Raw genomic sequence first — 20,059 nt, 5'->3', positions numbered from 1 at the left:
CGTTAAATACCCTGAGTGTCCCGACAGTTCGGCTACCTTGAGTCGTCACGCAGCCATGCGTACCGCCCTGTGGACGGGGCACCCCCCGCGACGCGCTCCCCCTCTGAAAGGTCAAACGACCGACGTGGCCAACGGATTCGACGACACCACCCAGGGGCTCCCCGATCCCCGCCTCGCCCAGGCTCTGGAGGATTTCGCAGCTGGTCAGGCCGGCCGGATCGAGCTGGTGGCGGGCTTCCAGCACGCCCCGCACTACACCGACGCGGTGTTGCTCTGCATCGCGTTGACCCGGCCGGGCGGCAACGGGCGGAGCAGGAGCCAGAAGCTGTTCCTCAAGGTGTTGCCCCCGGTCGCCCGGGAGCCCGCCCGCCATGAGCTGGCCCGGCAGTCCAACGCGGACTTCGCCGAGCGGCACATGGTGCGGCAGCCGTTTCCGCGGTTCCCGGTCGGCGACGGCCGGCACCTGATGTTCCAGGAGATGGCAAACGGCGGCGACCGGGTGCGGACCCTGCACGACCTGCGCGGTCGCCACCTGGTGACCGCCGTCGACACGATCACCCACGCCCTGCTGTTCGACTGGAACAGGGTTGAGGGCAACGGCGTGTCGACCGATACCACCACCATCAGCGAATACGTTCGGCGGGAACTGGCGAAGTCGGCAGGCGTCCAGTCGGTCAGCTGGGCGGCGCGCCGCCTCGGCCTGCCTGACGTCGCCACCACCTGGTTCCCCTTCGACGGCAAACCGCGGCTGAACCCGCTGCATCTGCTCGACTCCGAGTCGGCGCCGGCCACGCACGAGATGCGCTATGTCGCCGGCTACACGCACGGCGACGCACACGGGGGAAACCTGCTCGTGCCCTGCGATCCGGCCGATCAGCCCCGCCCGAAGCAATTCCAACTGGTCGACCTGGACGGTTTCGAGGACCACGCCCCGCTTACCCGGGACCTGGTGGACCTGGTGCTCGACACGGTGCTGCGCGCGGTGGCTCCCCCGGTCACCGCCGGTCGCACCGGCCACGGGCTACCGCCGGACCAGGCCGACGCGCTGCGCGACCACCTCATCAACCCCGACGCCGACCGTCCCGAGAGCGTGCCACCCGCCTTCGCAGAGGTGGTCGAGGTCGCATACCGCAACGGCACCTCGTACGTTTGGAAGGCAGGCTGGGGACAGGAGTGGCGGGCCCAGTACCTCCTCTCGCTGGTCAGTCGGGCGCTGGTCTGCCTCACCTTCGACAACATCTCCGACACCGGCCGGCAGTGGTGCCTGCGGCTGGCGGTGGAGGCACTGGAGGCGTGCCGCCAGGAACTGGCACTATCCTCGCCGCGCCTGGCGCCGTCGGCGCCCCTCGGGTCGCCGGCCCCGGCGCCCAGGTCGGCGGAGAGCGCCCGGATCGACCAGCGCTGGTTCCCCGACAACTCGCGGCAACCCCGCTACCAACCGTGGCGGGAGCTGCCGACGCCGCGTGAGCCCACGAACTTCCGCCTCCGGCCCGCCATCGAAACCAGGCACGACGATTCACCCCGGCGGCGAGAAGGGTTCCTCCGGCGATTCCTCGTCGTCGCAACGGTCGGGATCGGAGCGGCAACCTTGCACGCCACGGCAGGCGACGGACTCAGCGACACCAGTGCCTTACCCGAGCTGACCGTCACGGTGACGCCCACCCGGGAAGAGGCATCCGCCCCCACCCGGCACGGCGGACCGCGCAGCCCGTCCCCCGAGCGCCGGTTCGAGAACCTCGCGCAGGAGGTGGCGGCACTGCGGGAGGAGCCGCTGGCGGGGCGCTATTCCTTCACCTGCTACCGGACCTGGGCGCGGGACACCACCGGCAGCGATGACGTCAGCCGCCTTGAGTACCGGCTCTGGTTCACGACTCGACTCTCCGGCCTGCGGGAGATCACGAACCTGGACGCGGCCGGGCCGGCGCGACCCCGACGCTTCTCGTACCAGGCGGGAGACCTGGCGGAGGTGCTCCCGCTGCCGCCGGACGACCCGGGCGAGTTGCGCGACCAGCTACGGGAGCGGTGGGAGAGCCAACCACCTGAGTTGCAGGACGCCGTCGGGATGCTGCGGCTGGTCGCCGAACTGCACCGCTACCACCCGCTCACTCCGAAGCAGCGGGCCGCGCTCTTCCAGGAACTGGCCAAGTTCCCCGAGATCGAGTACGGCGAGGGTTACCACGACCGGGCGCACCGGCCGGGCACCGCCTTCCAGGCCGAGAACCGGGAGGGATGGCGGGACACGCTGCTCTTCGGTGACGACGGCCGGCTGCTCAGCCACGAACTGCTCGATGCCAAGGGCACCGTCCTCAGCTATCACCTCTACCTGCGCAACACCCGCACCGACACCACCGACACCCGCTGCCGATGAACCGCCCGAAACCGATCACGGGCAGTACCGGTAGACGTGGGTGGCCCAGTTGCGGTGGGGGGTGGCGTCGCTGCGTACCCGGTTGACCGTGCTCACCCGGAACAGCTCCTGGCTCTGCTGGTAGTGAAAGGCGACGTATCCGCTGTCCAGGTTGTAGTGCGCCGACTCCACCCGGAACTGCCAACTCCAGTTGGCCAGGTTCTGCCAGCCACAGGAGGAGAGCTTGCCGCGCGGGTAGCCGAAGTTCGGCAGGTCGTAGAAGCAGAACCAGCCGTACGGGCAGTCCGCTGCGGCATAGCTGCCGACCGGGGCGTCCAGGGTGACGACCAGGGCACCCCCGAGGTAGCTGATCTCGTTGTCGTTGAGCACCGTCCCACCGGGATGCGCGGCAAGATATCGCGCCAGCTCCGCCGCCCGCCCGGACGGTGCGGCCTGCGCCGTCGCGGGCACCGTCGGGACCAGAACCAGCACGGCGACAATCGCCACGAATAGCGTACGAAAATGTAGGACGACCGACATCAGGAAACTCCCCGAAAGACAGCGTTCGACGCCGGACCACAATCCGGCCCGACGGGGACGACTCCCTTGCCCGAGGGCGTCGACACCCCGAATAAGCCTAGGAAAATCCCAGCTCAGATCACCAGACGCTGGCGCAAGTACAGCTAATCACCATTCTCGAAATGCCTCAATTGCAGTCATGCAAGCAATTGCTCAATGCAATTTCTCAGTTGCCGTTGGAGCGCGCCGCCAGCACCCCGGCGACTGGGACCCGATCGTGGATCCGACGCGGCTCGGTCACCGCGGACCTTCGGATCAACTTCCGAAACAATCGCCCGGCCGCAGCTTCCTGGCGGCCACCCGAAGGCCGTCCGGCCGGGCCCACGCGCCAACCGATCGGCCGACCGGGACCGCAGACGCCTGACGGCAGGGCCAAACGAGCCAGCGCACCAATTCACCCCAAATTCGGACAACCAACCAGGACGCCGCGAGATTCACGTCACCGTCCGCGCCAACAAAAGGGCCCACCCCAGGCGCTCGCACCACCCCGCCACCACCCCTTACGGACAGTGCCCGGGTCGCGACCGAGTTGACCAAACTCCGCTGGTGTCGTTCGATTCTGCGGGGAATCAGGGGCGGCTAAGGGGACCGGGCACATAATGGCGGCTACCATCATCGTGGCAATATCGATAGTCCTCTTCGTCTTCGCGGTCGTGACACTGTGGTGGACAATGCACGCGTGGCGGACACCGGAGACTCTCGCCGGCACCCGTTTCTCGGCGCACGACGGCACACACTCGCTCTCGTTCTCGCTGCTCCTGCCGGCCCGGCACGAGCAGCAGGTGCTTGAGCACACCGTGCAGCGGCTGATGGAGTCCACCCACACCAGATTCGAGATCATCATCATCGTCGGGCACGACGACCCGGAGACGACCGCAGTCGCCGAGCGCCTGGCCAGCACACACCCGTACCACGTCCGAGTGGTCACCGACACCAACCCGGTCAAGAACAAGCCCCGCGCGCTCAACACCGCGCTGCCCTACTGCCGGGGCGCGGTCGTCGGGGTCTTCGACGCCGAGGACCAGGTGCACCCACACCTGCTGGAGCACGTGGACCACGCGTTCCGGGTCACCAAAGCCGACGTGGTCCAGGGCGGCGTCCAACTGATCAATTACCACTCCAGCTGGTACAGCCTGCACAACTGCCTGGAGTACTACTTCTGGTTCCGCAGCCGGCTGCACCTGCATGCGCAGCGCGGCTTCATCCCACTGGGTGGCAACACCGTCTTCGTCCGTACCGCCGCGCTGCGCGCCGTCGGCGCCTGGGACGGCGACTGCCTCGCCGAGGACTGCGACCTCGGCGTACGGCTCTCCAGCCGGGGCGCGAAGGTCGTCGTCGCGTACGACTCGACCCTGGTCACCCGGGAGGAAACGCCCGCCACCCTGGGCGCCCTGATCCGCCAGCGCACCCGGTGGAACCAGGGCTTCCTCCAGGTGCTGTTCAAGGGCGAGTGGCGCCGCCTGCCGACGGCCTGGCAACGGATGCTGGCCCGCTACACCCTCATCGGCCCGTTCATCCAGGCCTTCTCCGGAGTGGCCGTGCCGCTGGGCGTCTTCATCGCGCTCTTCTTCGACGTCGGCACCCTCGCCGCCCTGGTGAGCTTCCTGCCGCTCGCCCCGATGATCGCCTCCCTGATGTTCCAGGTCGTCGGACTGCGTGACTTCGGCCGGCAGTACCAGCTGCGGATCGGGCCGGTGCACTACGCCCGGCTGATCCTCGGCGCGTTCCCGTACATGCTGGTGTTGGCCGTCGCCGCGCTCCGGGCGGTCTGGCGCTTCCTGCGTAAGCGCAACAACTGGGAACTGACCAGCCACGTCGGCGCGCACCTGGCCGTCGGCCAGGCCGAGTCGGCAACTGCCGCGAGGAGCCAGGCATGACCAGCGTCGCCGGGCGTCCGGCCTCCCCCGCCTCCGGCGCATCGCCGGCACCCGCCCCTGACCAGGCGGACGCCGCGAAGACCCTCTTCATCCCGAAGATGCGCAGCGGACCGGCCGACAACAGCGCGGACGCCGCGAAGACCGTCCTCATCCCGAAGATGGGCAGCGGACCGGTCGGTGACAGCGACGCCACCGAGTTGCTTCCCCGGATCCTCGGCCACGGCCCAAAGGCACAGGCGAATCCCGACCGTGGACTGCGCCGGCTGCGGCCGGACTTTCTCATCGTCGGCCTGCTGGTGCTGGTCGTGACGACCGTGCAGGCGTGGAACATCGGCGGCTTCCCGAACCTCACCGACGACGAGGGGACCTACCTGGCCCAGGCGTGGGCGGTCCGGGAGGGCGTGGGCCTCGCCCACTACACCTACTGGTACGACCACCCGCCGGTGGGCTGGATTCAACTCGCCGCGCTCTCCTGGCTGCCCGCCCTGCTGATGCCGGACCAACTCGCGGTGGTCACCGGCCGGGTGGCGATGCTGCCGATCGTCGCGGCCGGGGTGGTCCTGGTCTATGTGCTCTGCCGCCGCCTCAGCATGGCCCGGTGGGCCGCCGCGCTCGCGGTGCTCGCCTACGGGCTCTCGCCGCTCTCGGTGACGATGCTGCGTCAGATCTACCTGGACAGCTTCGCGGTGACCTGGATGCTCGCCGCCTTCGTCCTGGCGCTCTCGCCGCGCCGCCACCTCTGGCACCATGTGGCCGCCGGCGCCGCCGCCGGGATCGCGGTGCTCTCCAAGGAGACCATCCTGGTGGTGCTCCCGGCGCTTGTGGTGGCGCTCTGGCACGGCACCCAGCGCAACGGGGTGCGGTCCTTCTCGTTCGCCGGCTTCTTCTCCGGGTTGGTCTTCGTCGGGATCACCTATCCGCTCTACGCGTTGCTCAAGGGCGAACTCTTCCCCGGCGACGGACACGTGTCGTTGATCGGCGCGATGCAGTTCCAACTCCAGGACCGGGCCGGTTCGGGCAGCGTCTTCACCGCCGGCACCGGCGCCCGCGAGGTCTTCGACTCCTGGCTCTTCTACGACCCGGTGCTGATCTACGCCGGGATCGCCTGCGGGCTGCTCGCCCTCGCGGTACGCCGGCTCCGCCCGGTCGCGGTCGCGGTGGCGCTGCTGCTGGTGGTGGCGCTGCGGCCCGGCGGCTACCTGCCGGCGATGTACGTCATCCAGGCCCTGCCCTTCCTGGCCGTCGCGGTCGCCGGGATCATCGAGGTCGGCGCCAAGCGGATAATGGCGACGCGTCCGACGGACCCGGCCCCGATGGCGGACCGCCACCAGCCCGCCACCGTGGTGCGGGCTGGTGTCGTCGCGGTCTGCGCGACGGTCGCCCTGGTCCTGGTCGTTCCCGGCTGGTACGACGGCAACCGCCGGGCGATGTCCGCCGACGACAACGTCCGCTACGTGGCGGCCATGCAGTGGCTCAGCAACGAGGTACCGGACCGCGCGGCCACCACAGTGGTCACCGACGACGTGCTCTGGCTGGACCTGGTCGACGCCGGCTACCGCCCGGAGCGGGTGATCTGGTTCTACAAGCTCGACCTGGACGTCGAGGTCGCCAAGCGGTTGGAAAACGGCTGGCGCGACGTGGATCTGATCATCTCGACGCCGGCGATGCGCGGAGACGACAACACCCTGCCGACGGTGGACCTGCTGTTGGCCAACTCCGAGCCGGTGATGACCTTCGGCGACGGCCCGGATCGCATCGAGATCCGACAGGTCGCCAAGGAGACCGGATGACCAACTCCTGACCGTGATCGACCGGGCCATCTTCGTCCCCTGCCGCCGACCCCCTCGGAGAAATCGTGCACATCGCCACATGGACACCTGAGCGCCGACGCCTCAGCCAGTGGACGCTCCTCGTCCTGCTGGCCAGCGTGGCGCTGATCGCCACACCGGCGCAGGCCGCCCCCACCAACCTGATTCGCAACCCCAGCATGGAGACGCTCAGCAACGGCTTCCCGACCTGCTGGGAGCGGTCCGGCTGGGGCGACCAGAACTACACCTTCGACGTGTCGAACCAGGCGCGTACCGGCAGTCACGCCATGGAAATCACCATCGAGTCGACGAGCGGCGCGGGCGACCGCAAGGCGATGATGCTGGAGAGCCCGGCGTGCGCGCCGCAGGTCACCCCGGGCCACCAGTACGACCTGTCGGTCTGGTACCGCTCCACCACCCCGTCGACCGCGGTCACCGTGTTCCGCCACGACACCACCGCCGGATGGCAGTACTGGACCGATCTGGCGACCCTGCCGGTGGCCGGGGCGTACACCCAGGCCACCGTGCGTACGCCGCCGGTGCCGGCCGACACCGACCAGATCACCTGGGGAGTCAGCATCCACGGCGTGGGCACGCTGCTCACCGACGACTACTCGATGGTCGACGTCACCGTGCCCACCCCCGACCCGGTGTGCACCTTCGGCGAGGAATGCGTCAAGGGCAAGTGGGAGGTGATGCCGTTCGAGTCGCCGGTGCGCGGCATCCACTCGGTGGTGCTGCACAACGGCAAGGTGCTGCTCATCGCCGGCTCCGGCAACGACCCCGACATGTTCGCCGCCGGCACCTTCAAAACCGCCGTGTACGACCCGGCCAACGGCAGCTTCACCAACGTGGAAACCCCGGAGGACCTGTTCTGCGCCGGTCACGTGCAGCTCGCCGACGGGCGGGTGCTGGTGATGGGCGGCAACAAGGACTACCCGACGGCCGACGGCACGGTCGGCTACAAGGGACTGCGGGACTCGTTCCTGTTCGACCCCGCCACCAACAGCTACACCCGCACCAACGACATGTCCGGCGGGCACTGGTACCCGTCGGCGACGATCCTCGGCAACGGTGACGTGATCTCCCTCGGCGGGCTCGGTGAGGACTCGCACGGCACCGTCGCCACCGAGTACTGGGACGCCGACCAGGAGCGCTGGCTGGCACTCTGGGAAGCCAACCAGACCTGGTCGTTCTGGGGCCTCTACCCGGCGATGGTGTTGATGCAGGACGGTCGGCTGTTCTACACCGGCAGCCACACCTTCGGCAACGGACTGCCCGGCACCGGCGCCTCGATCTACGACTACCATGCCGGCACCATCGTCGACGTGCCCGGCCTGCGGAAGAAGGACGAGCGCGACCAGTCGGCAAGCGTGCTGCTGCCGCCGGCCCAGGACCAGCGGGTGCTGACCCTCGGCGGCGGCAACGTGGACTCCAACCCGGAGGCCAACCGGCTGGTCGACATCATCGACCTGAAGGAGGCGGACCCGAGGTACCGGCCCGGCCCGGACATCCCGCTCGGCACCCTCACCGGCGGCGTGCCGCAGACCGGCGACCAGGGCAAAATGTACGTCTCCGCGGTGATCCTGCCCGACGGTACCGTCTTCGAGACCGGTGGCGCGATGCACAACCGCTCCGACCCGGTGTACGAGGCGTCCATCTTCGACCCGCAGACGGACACCTTCACCCCGGGAATGGCGACCGACCCGGTGCCGCGCGGCTACCACTCGTCGTCGTTCCTGCTCCCCGACGGTCGGGTGATGTCGGTAGGCGACAACCCCGGTGACGGCTCCTTCGACATGCGAATCTCGGTCTACTCGCCGCCGTACCTGTTCCAGGGCGTCCGGCCGGAGATCGTGACCGTGGCGAAGACCGAATGGAGCTACGGCGCGACGGAGCAGATCACCGTCGACTCCGAGGTGACCCGGGCCTCGCTGATCCGGCCGGCGGCCGTCACCCACTCCTCGGACCCGAACCAGCGCTTCGTGGAGCTGCCGATGACCGTCGACGGCAACACCATCGGGCTGAACGTCACAAGCAACCCGAACATCGCCCCGCCCGGCTGGTACATGCTCTTCGTACACAACGCCCAGGGCGTACCGTCGGTGGCAAAGTGGATCAAGCTCGGATGATCGCCGCGCTCCGCGCGATCCCCCGGCGGCGGCTGCTGGTCGCCGCCGGGGCGGTTGCCCTGATCCTGCTGGCCGGTGCCGGGATCGGCTGGTCCCAGCTACGCGGGGACGACACCGCCCCCGGCTGGTCGGCTGGATCACCCGGCCCGGACCCGGCTGCTGCTTCCGGCCCGACCGAATCCGACCCGACACCGTCGGGGTCGGCCGAGTCTCGCCCGAAGCCGCCGTCGGGCGGTTCCGCCACGGGCACACCGGCACCTCGGATCCACCCGTTCGCCAACGAGTTGAGCGGCGCCACCCGCACCGCAGCCCCCTCCCCGACCGCCCGGCTCAAGATGGCCGAAGGGCTCGACGGCTGCGACCACGGGTACGGCGAACGGGGTGTCTGCGTACCCTGGACCCTGCCGGCGGGGGTGACCGACGCCTGCGCCTGGCTGCGGGAACGCGACTACCCGCCACTGCCGGTGAACAACCCCCGCGACCGGCACAACCTGGACCGCAACAAAGACGGCGTCGCCTGCGGCCCCGGCGACTGATCTCGGAGCAGATCCGTGGCCGCGGCCACCCGGTCAAGCTGCCCGTCAGTCGTCCTAGCTCTGTCGCGGTTGAACTTCGGCTTCAGAGCCTCACCGCCACATCCCCACCCAGCGAGGTGCCGTGCCTTTCCAACCCCCACCACCCCACCTGCGGCGATCATGCACTTTCCGTCGAGACAAACGTGGCAATCAGGCCATCTCGCCGACCGAGAGTGCAAGATCGGCGCGTTGAGGGTGGGTCTTGCGCTGGTAGTCGGCGTAGTCCGGGTACGCCTCGACCGCCCGGCGCCACCAGACGGCCTTCTCGTCCCCGAACACCTCCCGGGCCTGATACTTCCCGGTCACCGTCCCGTCCTGAAGCTCGATGATCGGCTCGGCCACCAGGCTGGCGTACCACTGCGGATTCTTCGGCGCGCCGCCCATCGACGCGACAGCGGCATAATGCCCCTCGTGCTCGACCCGCATGACCGGCGTCTTGCGTAGCTTCCCGGTCTTGGCACCCCGGTAGGTCATCAGCACGATGGGCCGATCATTGATCGTGACACCGTCAGTCGTTCCGGTACGCATGATCCGCTCGACCTGCTCGCGGACCCATTCCAACGCGCTCGGTTCATAATCACCGCTCGATCCCATGCCCCCCAACCTACGCGACTGACCGCGAATGGCACGGGCGTGCGGGCGTGCGGGAGTCGCCGCACGCCGGGGGTCCGTCGCACGAGATGCCGCACCTCGTGCGCTCCGACGACCGGGATGCCGCGAGATACCGCAACTCGTGTCCACGGATCACCCGAGCGGCTGATCCTCGGTGGCTGCGCAGGGCCCGTCGTGGTCGTCGCGGCGCCGGCAGCGGCCGGCAGCGTCGCCCCGGGCGTCACACCACACTCGGGTACGCAGAAACTGCTTGTCCTCCTCGCTGAGCGTGGTCTCACCGAAGTCGATGGCGGTGACGTGGCCGAGCGAGTCACGCAACGCGACCGCAAGCTCGATCGCCTCGTCGAGACTGGTGAGCGTGGTGGGCAGGTGAATGACCCAGTGCGGCGACTCCGTCATCTCGACCACCGATTGTTCGGTGCGCCAAACCTGCCAGGACCACGGCGGGTCTGCCGGGACTGCCACTGTCGCAACGCCTGCCGGATCCGCTCGGCCTCGGTGTTCGCGGTGATCAACTCCCGCTGAAGCCGGTCCAACTCGTCCGCGACCAGAGCCAGGTAACCATGCACCTGAGCGGGGTCGAGCCCGCGCCAACGGGTGTCGAAGACGACCGCCCGAACATTCCGCGGACGAAGATGCTCCCGACTCACATAGATCATCGCTGCCGCACCTCCCGCTCGGTCACGTACGGCGGCAACGACACCTCGCCGCACGCCTGGTCGATCGCGTCCATGTCCCTCCCTGGCTCGATCTTGCGGCTCCGAGACGGGCGGGGACGGCAGTACGTCTCACCGGTCGACGCCCCGCCGGAGCCCAGCACCCGCCCCGGGCCTCGCCCAAAGCCTCGTCGCGGCACCGACCAGGGACCACAGCGTTCACGGAGCCGCCATGACGCAGGAATGACGCATCTGCGTACTCACTCGATCGACGGACCGTTACTAAAGTGGCAGCCAGCGCTCAGGGAGGTCGATTGTGGCGCTCAAACGGCACCGACTCTGTCAGCGGCGAAAGGCCCTCGGCTACAGCCAGGAACGGCTGTCCGAACTCCTCGGCGTGGAGCGATCGACGGTTGTGCGCTGGGAAAATGCCGAGACGGATCCGCAGCCATGGCATCGAACCCGAATCGCTTCCGCTCTCGGCGTTACCCTCGAAGCACTCGATGGCATGTTCGCCGACGTGTCAGTGGCTAAGTATCGAGGACAGGCCATGCGAGATGACCGCGATGACCGGGCGTCCGGCGCCGCCCGACCCGAACTACTCACCGGCCTCCGGACCTTCCTGACCGGCTACCTGACCCCATACGCTCCGTCAGCGCTGTCAGCCACCGAGATCCGGCGGGCTGTGGGCAAGGTCCATAACCACTATCAGCGCGCGAGCTACACGTCCGCCGCGCGGCTGCTGCCAGATGTACTCGGTCAGGCATCAGCCTTCGCCGAGGCCGCCACAGGAATGCACCGTACGAGGGCCTTCCGGCTGTTGGCCGCCGCCTACCTCGCCGCATCAAAGCTGGCCGCCAAGGTCGGCGATGGAGACACTGCACTCCTCAGCGCCGATCGGGCTTCCACCGCTGCCCGGATCGCGAACGACCAAGCGCTGATGGCGGTCGCCGCCTACCAGGTGGCCTGCGGGTTGATACGCATGCCGGCACGGGCAGACGAAGCCGAACAGATCGTTCGAGCCAGCACTGACCGCCTGGCCTCAGCCGGACCCGTAATCGACCCTGATCTGCTCTCCGCGCACGGTTCCCTGCTGCTCCTGGCTGCGATCATCACCTCCGGACAAGGGCAGCCGAAGGAGACGGCCAACTTTCTGGCGCGGGCCGAAGCGCTGGCAAGCGCACTCGGGTCGGATCGGAACCGGCTCTGGACCGGCTTCGGCCCGACGAACGTCGCCATTCACGCGGTCTCTGCCGCAGTCCGGGCCGGCAACACAGACCGCGCCCTGAAAATCGGAGCACGGCTCGACACGTCCCGCCTGCCGACAGTGCTGGTCGGCCGAAGGGCCCAGGTCCACATCGACATGGCGGAGGCGCTGATGCGATCAGCCGGAGACCGGGCGACCTCGGTGTTACATCTACTCGAAGCGGAACGGGTCGCCGCCGAATGCGTCCACACGAACGCTCAAGCCCGGATGCTGCTGATCGACCTGTTGACGATGGATCGACGGGCAGCGACACCCGGACTGCGGTCTCTGGCCGAACGAGCCGGACTGCTGGCGTGACCCGACGCGGCGTGCTGGCCCTGGTCGTCTGCGCGGCCCCACCGGTGCTGCGGATCGGAGAGCTGATCAAGCTGCTGCAAGATGACGGTTGGACGGTCTGCCTGACCGCCACACCGACCGCCGCCACCTGGATCGATCGAAACGCACTCGCACAGCAGACCGGCTATCCGGTGCGGGTGGAGTGGCGCAAGCCCGGCGAGCCGGAGCCGCACCTGCCGGCCACCGCCGTCGCGGTGGTGCCAGCGACGTTCAACATCATCAACAAGTGGGCGCAGGGCATCAACGACACCCTCGCGCTGGGCATCCTCAACGAGGCACTCGGCACCGACCTCCCGGTCTACGCCTTCCCGAACGTCAAGGAGCAACTGGCCGCCCATCCAAGCTACGACCGACACCTGCGGATGCTCCAGACCGCCAACGTAGTCGTTACACCGCTGCCCGCAGAGTTGGACTGGCGCATAGTCACCGATCAGCTGCACCGCTGGGCGTAAACGCGGCCTGGTCAGGCGGCGTCCGCCCTCCGCGTGAACTTCACATCCAGCCTTCGATCAAGGGCTCGCGCTAGCCGTTCGAGGACAGCAAGGGTCGGCACGGTGCCCCCAGCTTCGAAGCGGGCAACCGCAGACTGAGTCATGCCGGCAGCCCGTGCGAGTTGACTCTGACTCCAACCGTTTCGCTCCCGAAGCTCTCGCACCTCCCGACCGAGCTCAAAGGCGAGCCGTGCCGCCTCGTACGCCTCAGCTGCACCCGGTTCGGCCATCCGGCGTTCCCGCAGTTCATTCCAATCGACGCGATCACTCATTACTCTGCCCCCTCGATCACGGTATGCCGTTCAGCCGCGCAGCGCTCAAGCGTCCGGCGAGCCCGCTCGACCTCTCGGTCCTCCCGCATCCGCGTCTTCGAAAGACTGTCAACAGGATGATCCTGCGGCGGGAGGCTATCCAGTACGTCATACGCACCGCGTCGCGGTCCAGGTAAAAGCGCAGCTCGCGCAGCTTGCCATCGAGCTGCCTCCGAGGAGCCTGCGGGCAGGGCATGCGCCGCCGGCGTCGTGAGCTCGGTGATTCGCGTGATCCGACTCGCCCGAGCCCAGCAGCCGCCGGGCCTCCGCCTCCAACGCCGCGAACTCCTCGGCTGCCTCCCGGTCTGCCTCAGCGAGTTCACGGGCTCGGCGTTGATCGTCAAAGGCATCGAAGCGTTCGTGAGCGATTCGCTGCATGTCGGCCTGCGAGACCCGTCCGGCGTTGTTGAGCACTTGGCGCTCATTGAAGTCGAGAAACCGGTCAGTCTGGGCTACCCACTCCGCCATCCGGATCTGCTGGCGCCGCCGCGTCCGGTCCTCCGCGTAGTCGAGGAACATGGTGGTCAGGCGGTTCAGCTCGTCGATCTCTTCGGCGTTCAGATAGTTCTTCGAGATGGTCACATCACTTTTACGCAGACGCGACCCAGCCCAGTTGGTGAGGCCCATGTTCGGCGCTTCCGCGTCGGCTCGCATGACGATCAGCTCGGCTGCGGTGCGGCCGTGACCGCGTAGACCAGCTTGTTCTGGATGGTCGCGAAGAACCTCCGCGCCATCTCGCTGCTGCCGTCGTAGTCGACGCTGGTTTGGGCAAACACGTCCCGCACCTTCTGGTAGAACCGCTTCTCCGAAGCCCGGATGTCGCGGATGCGCGCAAGCAGCTCATCGAAATAGTCATGGCCCCCGGGCTCCTTGAGCCGCTCGTCGTTGAGCGCGAACCCCTTGACCAGGTATTCACGCAGCACAGTCGTCGCCCACTGGCGGAACTGGGCGGCACGCGGCGATCGGACCCGGTAACCGATGGCCAGGATCATGTCGAGGTTGTAGACCTGGACTGTCCGCCGCACCTGGCGAGAGCCTTCCTGGCGAACTATTTCCTGAGAGGAAATAGTCCGTTCATCCTGCTCGCCCTCAGCCAGCACGGCCGAAATGTGCTTGTTGATATTGGGAACCTGGGTGTCGAAGAGCATCGCGATCCCTGCTTGGGTCAGCCAGACCGTTCCGTCCACCGCTCGCAGTTTGATCTGGGTACGGCCGTCACCGGTTCGGTAGAGGATCATCTCGCTGGTCCGGCCTTCTAGGTCTTCGATGGGTTCCACCACGATGGGCATGCTACAAGTCCCAGTTTTTCCCAGCAATCCCCCGCATCTGGGATCGTTCGATAGAAAAAGCACTACTTTCGGTCACACGCGAACGGGAACCCACTGGGTCGCTACCACTACCCACTCGACGAGGATTTCGACCGGTTGGCCGCAGGTAGCTTGTCCGGTTAGGTAGTTGATCCCAACAGCTCCGACAAGGCTGAAGGAACTGTCCGGCTTGCGACAGAGCAGCGCCTCCATCGCCGAGTATTAACCTCGGCCCTTCGTTAAGGGCTGTCCAAGGAGTGGACCGGAAACGAAGAAGTGCCTTCTGATCAGGGAAAATAGGGCTTGTCGAGAGTCCTGTTAACCCGTCACGGAAGGCACTTGCTGGGTGAAGACTACCCGAACACGTCCGAAGATCATGGTCACGGGGGACGGGCGAGGCGTGGTCGGTCACGCCGGCGCCCGTCTGCTCGCCGATCTCGCGGATACGACCGGTTTGACCAGCGCATTCAGCCAGGCACTGGCAGGACTGCGGCAGCGGCAGGGCGGGCACGACCCGGGCCGGATCGCGGTCGATCTCGCCGTGATGCTCGCCGACGGCGGCGAGGCCATCGCTGACCTGGCAGTACTGCGAAACCAGCCATCCCTGTTCGGAACGGTCGCGTCCGACCCGACCGCGTGGCGACTGTTGTCGCAGCTCGACGAAACGATGCTGGCCGAACTGCGGGCCGCCCGGGCACACGCCCGCGAGGTCGCCTGGGCCCAGCACGCCGAGGTCCGCGGCGACCTGCCGCAACCGATGGTGGCCGGTCAGCGGGTGGACGGCCTGGTCCTGGACATCGACGCGACCATCGTGATCTGCCATTCCGAGAAGGAGTCCGCGACCCGCACCTGGAAGAAGACCTTCGGGTTCCACCCACTGCTGTGCTTTCTGGACAACACCGGCGAGGCCCTCGCCGGTCTGCTGCGCGAAGGCCGGGCCGGCTCGAACACCACCACCGACCACATCACCGTCCTGGACCAGGCTCTCGCCCAGATCCCCGACATCCACCGGCACGGGACCCCGATCCTGCTGCGCTCGGATTCGGCCGGATCCAGTCACGGTTTCCTCGCCCACATCCGGTCCTGGCGCGAACGTCACCTCGACATCCGCTTCAGTGTCGGCGCCGCGATCACCGAACCGGTCAGGGAAGCGATCCGGGCCGCGACCGGCTGGGTCCCCGCTGTCGACACCGGCGGTGACCTGCGCGAACATGCCGAGGTCTGCGAGATCACCGGCCTGTTCGAGGCGGCCGGCTGGCCCGAGGGCACCCGGTTCCTGGTCCGCCGGGAACGCCCGCACCCCGGCGCCCAACTGTCGTTGTTCGACACCATCGAAGGCTGGCGGCACCAGGTCGTGGCCACCGACACCCCGCCCGGCACGGGCAGCATCCAGTTCCTGGAAGCCCGGCATCGGGCTCACGCCAGGGTGGAGGACAAGATCCGCACCGGCAAGACCACCGGCTTCGGCCGGTTCCCGTCCCGCGTCTTCGCGATCAACCAGGCCTGGCTCCAACTCGCCCTGACCGGCATCGACCTGCTCGCCTGGACCCAGACCATTCTCCTGGACGGCGACCTCGCCAAAGCCGAACCCAAGAAGCTTCGCTACCGGCTGCTGCACGTCGCGGCCCGGATCACCCGCACCGCCCGCAGGACCCGCCTCGCCATCGCCGCCGACTGGCCTTGGGCCGATGCCCTGAACAGCGCATTCACCAACCTCACGGCACTACCCCGCCCCACCGGCTGACCCCGCGACTCACGCCCCGACCAGCAACACAGAGGAACCCGGCCCCGCGCCGGGCCTTTAGCATGCCACCAAAACAGCAACAAACACCCGAATCACATTCATCGAATGATGGCTATGGGTCGACGCTTAAGCGAAAGACCGAGGTTAACGGGTGCTGCATCCCAGGAGGTGTGGCTGACTGCCGAGCGGATGCCGCTTCCTGACTTGCTGACCGGGTACGGCTTCCCACCTGACTACCCCTTAGGACAGATGTGAGACTCCAGCCGGTAGCCGCCGAGAAGCCCTCGCTGACTCCGGGGCGAGCCACCCTACTGCGGGCCATCGACGGATACCTGCAACGGGCACAAGCCCTCGAACCCCGCGACGGTGTCACCCTCCTGGAGATTCAGAAAATCGCCTATTTCCTCCAGGTCCTTGGGCAGCCGCTACGCCTGGAGTTCGGTCGCGGCCGATACGGCCCGTACGCCGAAAACCTCAACCACGTCCTCGACCGGTTGGAGGGGCACTACCTCACCGGCTTCGGTGACCGGTCGGCACGGGTCGAGGAACTCCAACCGATCCGGCTCACCGCCGACGCCGCCGAAGCGGTTGCAAGGTGGTGGGCGGCTCAGGGCTCGACGCCGCCGGACGCCTTGGATCAGCTTTCCCGACTAGTTGACGGCTTCGAGTCCCCCTACAGCCTTGAGTTGCTGGCCACCGTGCACTACGCAGCCACGCTGCAACCGCCGACCAGCGACCTCGCCGAGTTGACGGAGCGGGTTCGTCGCTGGAGTGGCCGCAAGGCACGGCTGTTCACTCCCCCGCACATCAAGCTGGCCTACGACCGGCTCCAGTACGCCGGCCTACTACCTGCGCTGAATCCCGCGTGATCGCCTGCGGTGTCGACCTGCCCGCCGGTGCGCTGAGGATCAGCAGGAACGACGAAAAGTGGTTGGGGTTTCTAGGTGACTGATCTCGATCGGGGTGTCTATGACCACCTGGTCACGCACGACCTGGCCAACCGCCTTCAGCGCGTCGACTCCACGCTGATCCAGCACACGAACCTCGACTCCGCTGACGCTCCGGATGCCCTCGCCCGGCATATCGCTACCCTGGCCCACCGTGCGCTGCGCGCTGTCGGAGGCGGTGACGACCGACTTCACCGCCAGATCGAGCTGGCGAACCGCGTCGCGGAAGCAATCGCCACCCTCAGCCCGCAGGCAGCAACCGAGCAGGATCAGGTTGCCGATGCCGAGCGTCTGCTGCACGCCATTGCCGCCCCGCCTATCCCGCCCGCGCAGCCCGCCTTCCCACCCCGCCCCAGCACTCCGCTCTCCACCGGCGCACTGCTGGTCAACGGTCGGCACCAGCCCAGGATCGGGCACGAGGTCGCCTACGAAATGGCGTCGGCGGACTCCGTCGATTTGCTCTGTGCGTTCGTCAAGTGGGGTGGGCTGCTTCAGGTGCAGGGACCCATCCGGGAGCTGATCGAGCGGGGCGGGCGGTTGCGGGTGATCACCACGACGTACCTCGGTGCGACCGATCAGCGGGCGCTCGACCGGCTCGCCGCGTTGGGCGCCGAGATCAAGGTCTCCTACGAGACCCGGACCACCCGGCTGCACGCCAAGGCGTGGCTGTTCCGCCGCCGCACCGGCACCACCACCGCTTACGTCGGATCGTCGAACCTGTCGAAGGCGGCGATGCTCGACGGCCTGGAGTGGAACGTGCGGATCTCCAACCTGGAGCAGCCGTACGTCATCGACACGTTCGCCGCCACGTTCGAGGACTACTGGAACGATCCGGCGTTCGAGGAGTACGACCCGACCCGGGACTCCGATCGGCTCAGATCCGCGCTGCGCGGGGAGCGCCGCGACGGCGATGCGCCGATCGAGATCGCCAACCTGGATGTGCGGCCGTACCCGTACCAGGCCGAGGTCCTGGCCGACCTGGACGCCGAGCGGCAGGTGCACGGCCGACACCGGAACCTCGTAGTGATGGCGACCGGCACCGGCAAGACGATCGTGGCGGCGCTGGACTACCGCCGGCTGAACCGTCGCGGACAGGTCGACTCGCTGCTCTTCGTCGCGCACCAGGAACAGATCCTGCGGCAGAGTTTGGCGACGTTCCGGCAGGTCATGGGAGACGGTAGCTTCGGCGAGACGCTTGTCGGCGGCCAGGAGCCGCAGCACTGGCGGCACGTCTTCGCCAGCATCCAGTCGCTGCACCGGCGGGAGATCGACCCCGAGGCGTACGACATGGTGATTGTCGACGAGTTCCACCACGCCGAAGCGCCCACGTACGCCCGACTGCTCGACCGGCTGAGGCCCCGCGTACTCCTGGGATTGACCGCGACTCCTGACCGCAGCGACGGCGGCGACGTGCGGCGGTGGTTCGCTGGCCGCGCCGCCGTTGAGCTGCACCTCTGGGATGCGTTGGAGCGGCAGTTGCTGGCGCCGTTCCAGTATTTCGGCCTGCACGACGATGTTGACCTGTCGCAGCTGCGGTGGAAGCGCGGTCAGGGGTACGACCCGACCGAGCTGGACGGCGTCTACACCGGCAATGATGCTCGGGCGCGGATGGTGCTGCGGGCGGTAGGCGACACGGTCGACGTGCAGCGGATGCGGGCGCTCGGATTCTGCGTGAGCATCGGGCACGCCGAGTTCATGGCGGAGTGGTTCAGCAAGCATGGGGTGCCGTCGGCCGCGGTGACCAGCCGTACCGTCGATCGGCAGGCAGCGCTCAGGGACTTCAAGAACGGCACGCTGCGGGTACTTTTCACCGTCGACCTGTTCAACGAGGGCGTCGACCTGCCGATGGTCGACACGATCCTGATGCTGCGGCCCACCGAAAGCGCCACGATCTTCCTTCAACAACTCGGCCGTGGCCTGCGCCTGGCCGACGACAAAGCCTGCCTGACCGTCCTCGACTTCATTGGCGGACAGCACGCCAACTTCCGCTTCGACCTACGCTGGCGCGCTCTGACCGGGGTCAGCCGCCGCGCGATTACCGAAGCGGTACGCGACGACTTCCCGTCCCTGCCCAGCGGCTGCCACATCCAGCTCGACCGGGTGGCCAAGAAAATCGTGCTGGACAACCTGAAGTCTGCGATGCCGACCTCGAAAAAGGGTCTGACAAAAGAGCTACGGCTGCTCGGGGACGTCCGCCTGGGTGAGTTCCTACACGAGGCGGGCGTGGAGATCGAGGACGTCTACCGGTCGGCGAGCATCGGCGGGTGGACCGGGCTGCGGCGGCTCGCCGGGCTGGAAGACTCGGTGCCCGGTCCGCACGATCGCGGGTTGGGCCGGGCCATCGGGCGGATGCTGCACCTGGACGACCCGGACCGGCTCGACCTGCTGGCCCGGGTGGCGGCCGGCGAGCGGCCACAGGCCGGCCGGCTCTGGAACATGCTGCACTTCGACCTCTGGGGCCCGGACGCGCCGCTCACCGAACAGGAAGATCGCCTGGCGTGGCTGCTCGCCGAGCCGGCGCGCTGCCGGGAACTTCAGCAGGTGGTGGAGGTGCTGCGCGACCGCATCCACCGGGTCACCGCGCCGGCCGACGGGCTACCGCTGCGGGTGCACGCCCGGTACAGCCGCAACGAGGCGTGCGCCGCCTTCGGCATGTCGAAGCCGGGCTCGCTACGTGAGGGCGTCAAGTGGCTGGAGTCCGAGCGGGCCGACATATTCTTCGTCACCCTGGTCAAATCGGAACAGCACTACTCCCCCACCACCATGTACGCCGACCGGGCGATCACCGAGACGCTGTTCCAGTGGGAGTCGCAGAGCGCCACCTCGTCGGCATCACCGACCGGGCAGCGCTACATCCACCACGTCGAGCAGGGCTCGACGGTGCACCTCTTCGTCCGGGAGACCCGAATTCCCGACCGCGACCTGGGCGCACCGGCTTACCTGTACGCCGGCCCGATGACCTACCAGGAGCACAGTGGCGACCGTCCGATGCGCATCGTCTGGCGGCTGCACCACCCACTTCCCGCCGACATGTACGCCGCCGCCCGCGCCATCGCCGCCTGACGACGGC

At 67.8% G+C, this 20,059-nt stretch carries 15 protein-coding genes and 1 pseudogene; 10 read left to right on the top strand and 6 right to left on the bottom strand.

Translation table 11 applies throughout. The annotated features are described in order from the left end of the window. Positions 1-124: 124 nt before the first annotated feature. Positions 125-2,368, top strand: coding sequence for a hypothetical protein (locus QQG74_RS05840; RefSeq protein ID WP_341719266.1), 2,244 nt, complete (start codon positions 125-127; stop codon positions 2,366-2,368). A gap of 15 nt (positions 2,369-2,383) precedes the next feature. On the opposite strand, the gene QQG74_RS05835 is transcribed toward QQG74_RS05840, so the two are convergent. Continuing rightward, complete coding sequence (locus QQG74_RS05835; RefSeq protein ID WP_341719265.1) at positions 2,384-2,854, bottom strand: hypothetical protein; 471 nt, start codon at positions 2,852-2,854, stop codon at positions 2,384-2,386. 671 nt (positions 2,855-3,525) lie between these two features. Here QQG74_RS05835 and QQG74_RS05830 point away from each other — a divergent pair. From QQG74_RS05830 to QQG74_RS05815, 4 genes are all read left to right on the top strand, one after another. Beyond that, positions 3,526-4,803: a glycosyltransferase gene (locus QQG74_RS05830; protein ID WP_341719264.1), complete on the top strand. Its 1,278-nt coding sequence runs from the start codon at positions 3,526-3,528 to the stop codon at positions 4,801-4,803. Next, the gene (locus tag QQG74_RS05825) at positions 4,800-6,593 is read left to right on the top strand and encodes a phospholipid carrier-dependent glycosyltransferase (protein WP_341719263.1); all 1,794 of its coding nucleotides are present in this window, start codon (positions 4,800-4,802) and stop codon (positions 6,591-6,593) included. Before QQG74_RS05830 ends, QQG74_RS05825 begins: the two co-directional genes overlap by 4 nt. A gap of 65 nt (positions 6,594-6,658) precedes the next feature. Further along, positions 6,659-8,743 carry a galactose oxidase early set domain-containing protein gene (locus QQG74_RS05820; RefSeq protein ID WP_341719262.1) on the top strand — a complete coding sequence of 695 codons (2,085 nt, stop codon included), beginning with the start codon at positions 6,659-6,661 and terminating at the stop codon, positions 8,741-8,743. After that, a complete protein-coding gene (locus QQG74_RS05815) occupies positions 8,740-9,279 on the top strand; it encodes a hypothetical protein (RefSeq protein WP_341719261.1) in 540 nt (179 codons plus the stop codon). Before QQG74_RS05820 ends, QQG74_RS05815 begins: the two co-directional genes overlap by 4 nt. A gap of 189 nt (positions 9,280-9,468) precedes the next feature. Here QQG74_RS05815 and QQG74_RS05810 read toward each other — a convergent pair whose 3' ends face one another. The 3 genes from QQG74_RS05810 to QQG74_RS05800 form a co-directional block, all read right to left on the bottom strand. After that, positions 9,469-9,912: a nitroreductase family deazaflavin-dependent oxidoreductase gene (locus tag QQG74_RS05810; protein WP_341719260.1), complete on the bottom strand. Its 444-nt coding sequence runs from the start codon at positions 9,910-9,912 to the stop codon at positions 9,469-9,471. A gap of 150 nt (positions 9,913-10,062) precedes the next feature. Next, the gene (locus QQG74_RS05805; RefSeq protein ID WP_341719259.1) at positions 10,063-10,329 is read right to left on the bottom strand and encodes a hypothetical protein; all 267 of its coding nucleotides are present in this window, start codon (positions 10,327-10,329) and stop codon (positions 10,063-10,065) included. Continuing rightward, positions 10,326-10,589 carry a DivIVA domain-containing protein gene (locus QQG74_RS05800; protein WP_341719258.1) on the bottom strand — a complete coding sequence of 88 codons (264 nt, stop codon included), beginning with the start codon at positions 10,587-10,589 and terminating at the stop codon, positions 10,326-10,328. The genes QQG74_RS05805 and QQG74_RS05800 overlap by 4 nt, the downstream gene beginning before the upstream one ends. A 313-nt stretch (positions 10,590-10,902) precedes the next feature. Here QQG74_RS05800 and QQG74_RS05795 point away from each other — a divergent pair, with 313 nt between their 5' ends. Together QQG74_RS05795 and QQG74_RS05790 are read left to right on the top strand one after the other, a co-directional pair. After that, complete coding sequence (locus QQG74_RS05795) at positions 10,903-12,150, top strand: helix-turn-helix transcriptional regulator (RefSeq protein WP_341719257.1); 1,248 nt, start codon at positions 10,903-10,905, stop codon at positions 12,148-12,150. Next, a complete protein-coding gene (locus tag QQG74_RS05790) occupies positions 12,147-12,641 on the top strand; it encodes a flavoprotein (protein WP_341719256.1) in 495 nt (164 codons plus the stop codon). Before QQG74_RS05795 ends, QQG74_RS05790 begins: the two co-directional genes overlap by 4 nt. A gap of 11 nt (positions 12,642-12,652) precedes the next feature. Here QQG74_RS05790 and QQG74_RS05785 read toward each other — a convergent pair whose 3' ends face one another. Then, positions 12,653-12,910: a helix-turn-helix transcriptional regulator gene (locus tag QQG74_RS05785; RefSeq protein ID WP_341721146.1), complete on the bottom strand. Its 258-nt coding sequence runs from the start codon at positions 12,908-12,910 to the stop codon at positions 12,653-12,655. A gap of 189 nt (positions 12,911-13,099) precedes the next feature. Beyond that, positions 13,100-14,139 (bottom strand): annotated as a pseudogene (locus QQG74_RS05780) (virulence RhuM family protein). Positions 14,140-14,644: 505 nt separating this feature from the next. Between QQG74_RS05780 and QQG74_RS05775 the strand changes: the two are divergent. The 3 genes from QQG74_RS05775 to QQG74_RS05765 all read left to right on the top strand — a co-directional run bounded on the left by QQG74_RS05775 (position 14,645) and on the right by QQG74_RS05765 (position 20,052). Continuing rightward, positions 14,645-16,042, top strand: coding sequence for an IS1380 family transposase (locus QQG74_RS05775; RefSeq protein WP_341719255.1), 1,398 nt, complete (start codon positions 14,645-14,647; stop codon positions 16,040-16,042). 251 nt (positions 16,043-16,293) lie between these two features. After that, positions 16,294-16,911: a hypothetical protein gene (locus QQG74_RS05770; protein WP_341719254.1), complete on the top strand. Its 618-nt coding sequence runs from the start codon at positions 16,294-16,296 to the stop codon at positions 16,909-16,911. A gap of 75 nt (positions 16,912-16,986) precedes the next feature. Next, the gene (locus tag QQG74_RS05765; RefSeq protein WP_341719253.1) at positions 16,987-20,052 is read left to right on the top strand and encodes a DUF3427 domain-containing protein; all 3,066 of its coding nucleotides are present in this window, start codon (positions 16,987-16,989) and stop codon (positions 20,050-20,052) included. Positions 20,053-20,059: the final 7 nt, after the last annotated feature.

Origin of the sequence: Micromonospora sp. FIMYZ51 (assembly GCF_038246755.1) — a bacterium.
Taxonomy (GTDB): domain Bacteria; phylum Actinomycetota; class Actinomycetes; order Mycobacteriales; family Micromonosporaceae; genus Micromonospora.
This window is presented reverse-complemented; position numbering and strand designations above follow the sequence as displayed.

Coding starts and splice junctions, on each gene's coding strand:
- QQG74_RS05830 (WP_341719264.1), top strand. CDS start 3,526: ATGGCGGCTACCATCATCGTGGCAATATCGATAGTCCTCTTCGTCTTC.
- QQG74_RS05825 (WP_341719263.1), top strand. CDS start 4,800: ATGACCAGCGTCGCCGGGCGTCCGGCCTCCCCCGCCTCCGGCGCATCG.
- QQG74_RS05815 (WP_341719261.1), top strand. CDS start 8,740: ATGATCGCCGCGCTCCGCGCGATCCCCCGGCGGCGGCTGCTGGTCGCC.
- QQG74_RS05810 (WP_341719260.1), bottom strand. CDS start 9,912: ATGGGATCGAGCGGTGATTATGAACCGAGCGCGTTGGAATGGGTCCGC.
- QQG74_RS05805 (WP_341719259.1), bottom strand. CDS start 10,329: ATGACGGAGTCGCCGCACTGGGTCATTCACCTGCCCACCACGCTCACC.
- QQG74_RS05800 (WP_341719258.1), bottom strand. CDS start 10,589: ATGATCTATGTGAGTCGGGAGCATCTTCGTCCGCGGAATGTTCGGGCG.
- QQG74_RS05785 (WP_341721146.1), bottom strand. CDS start 12,910: ATGGCCGAACCGGGTGCAGCTGAGGCGTACGAGGCGGCACGGCTCGCC.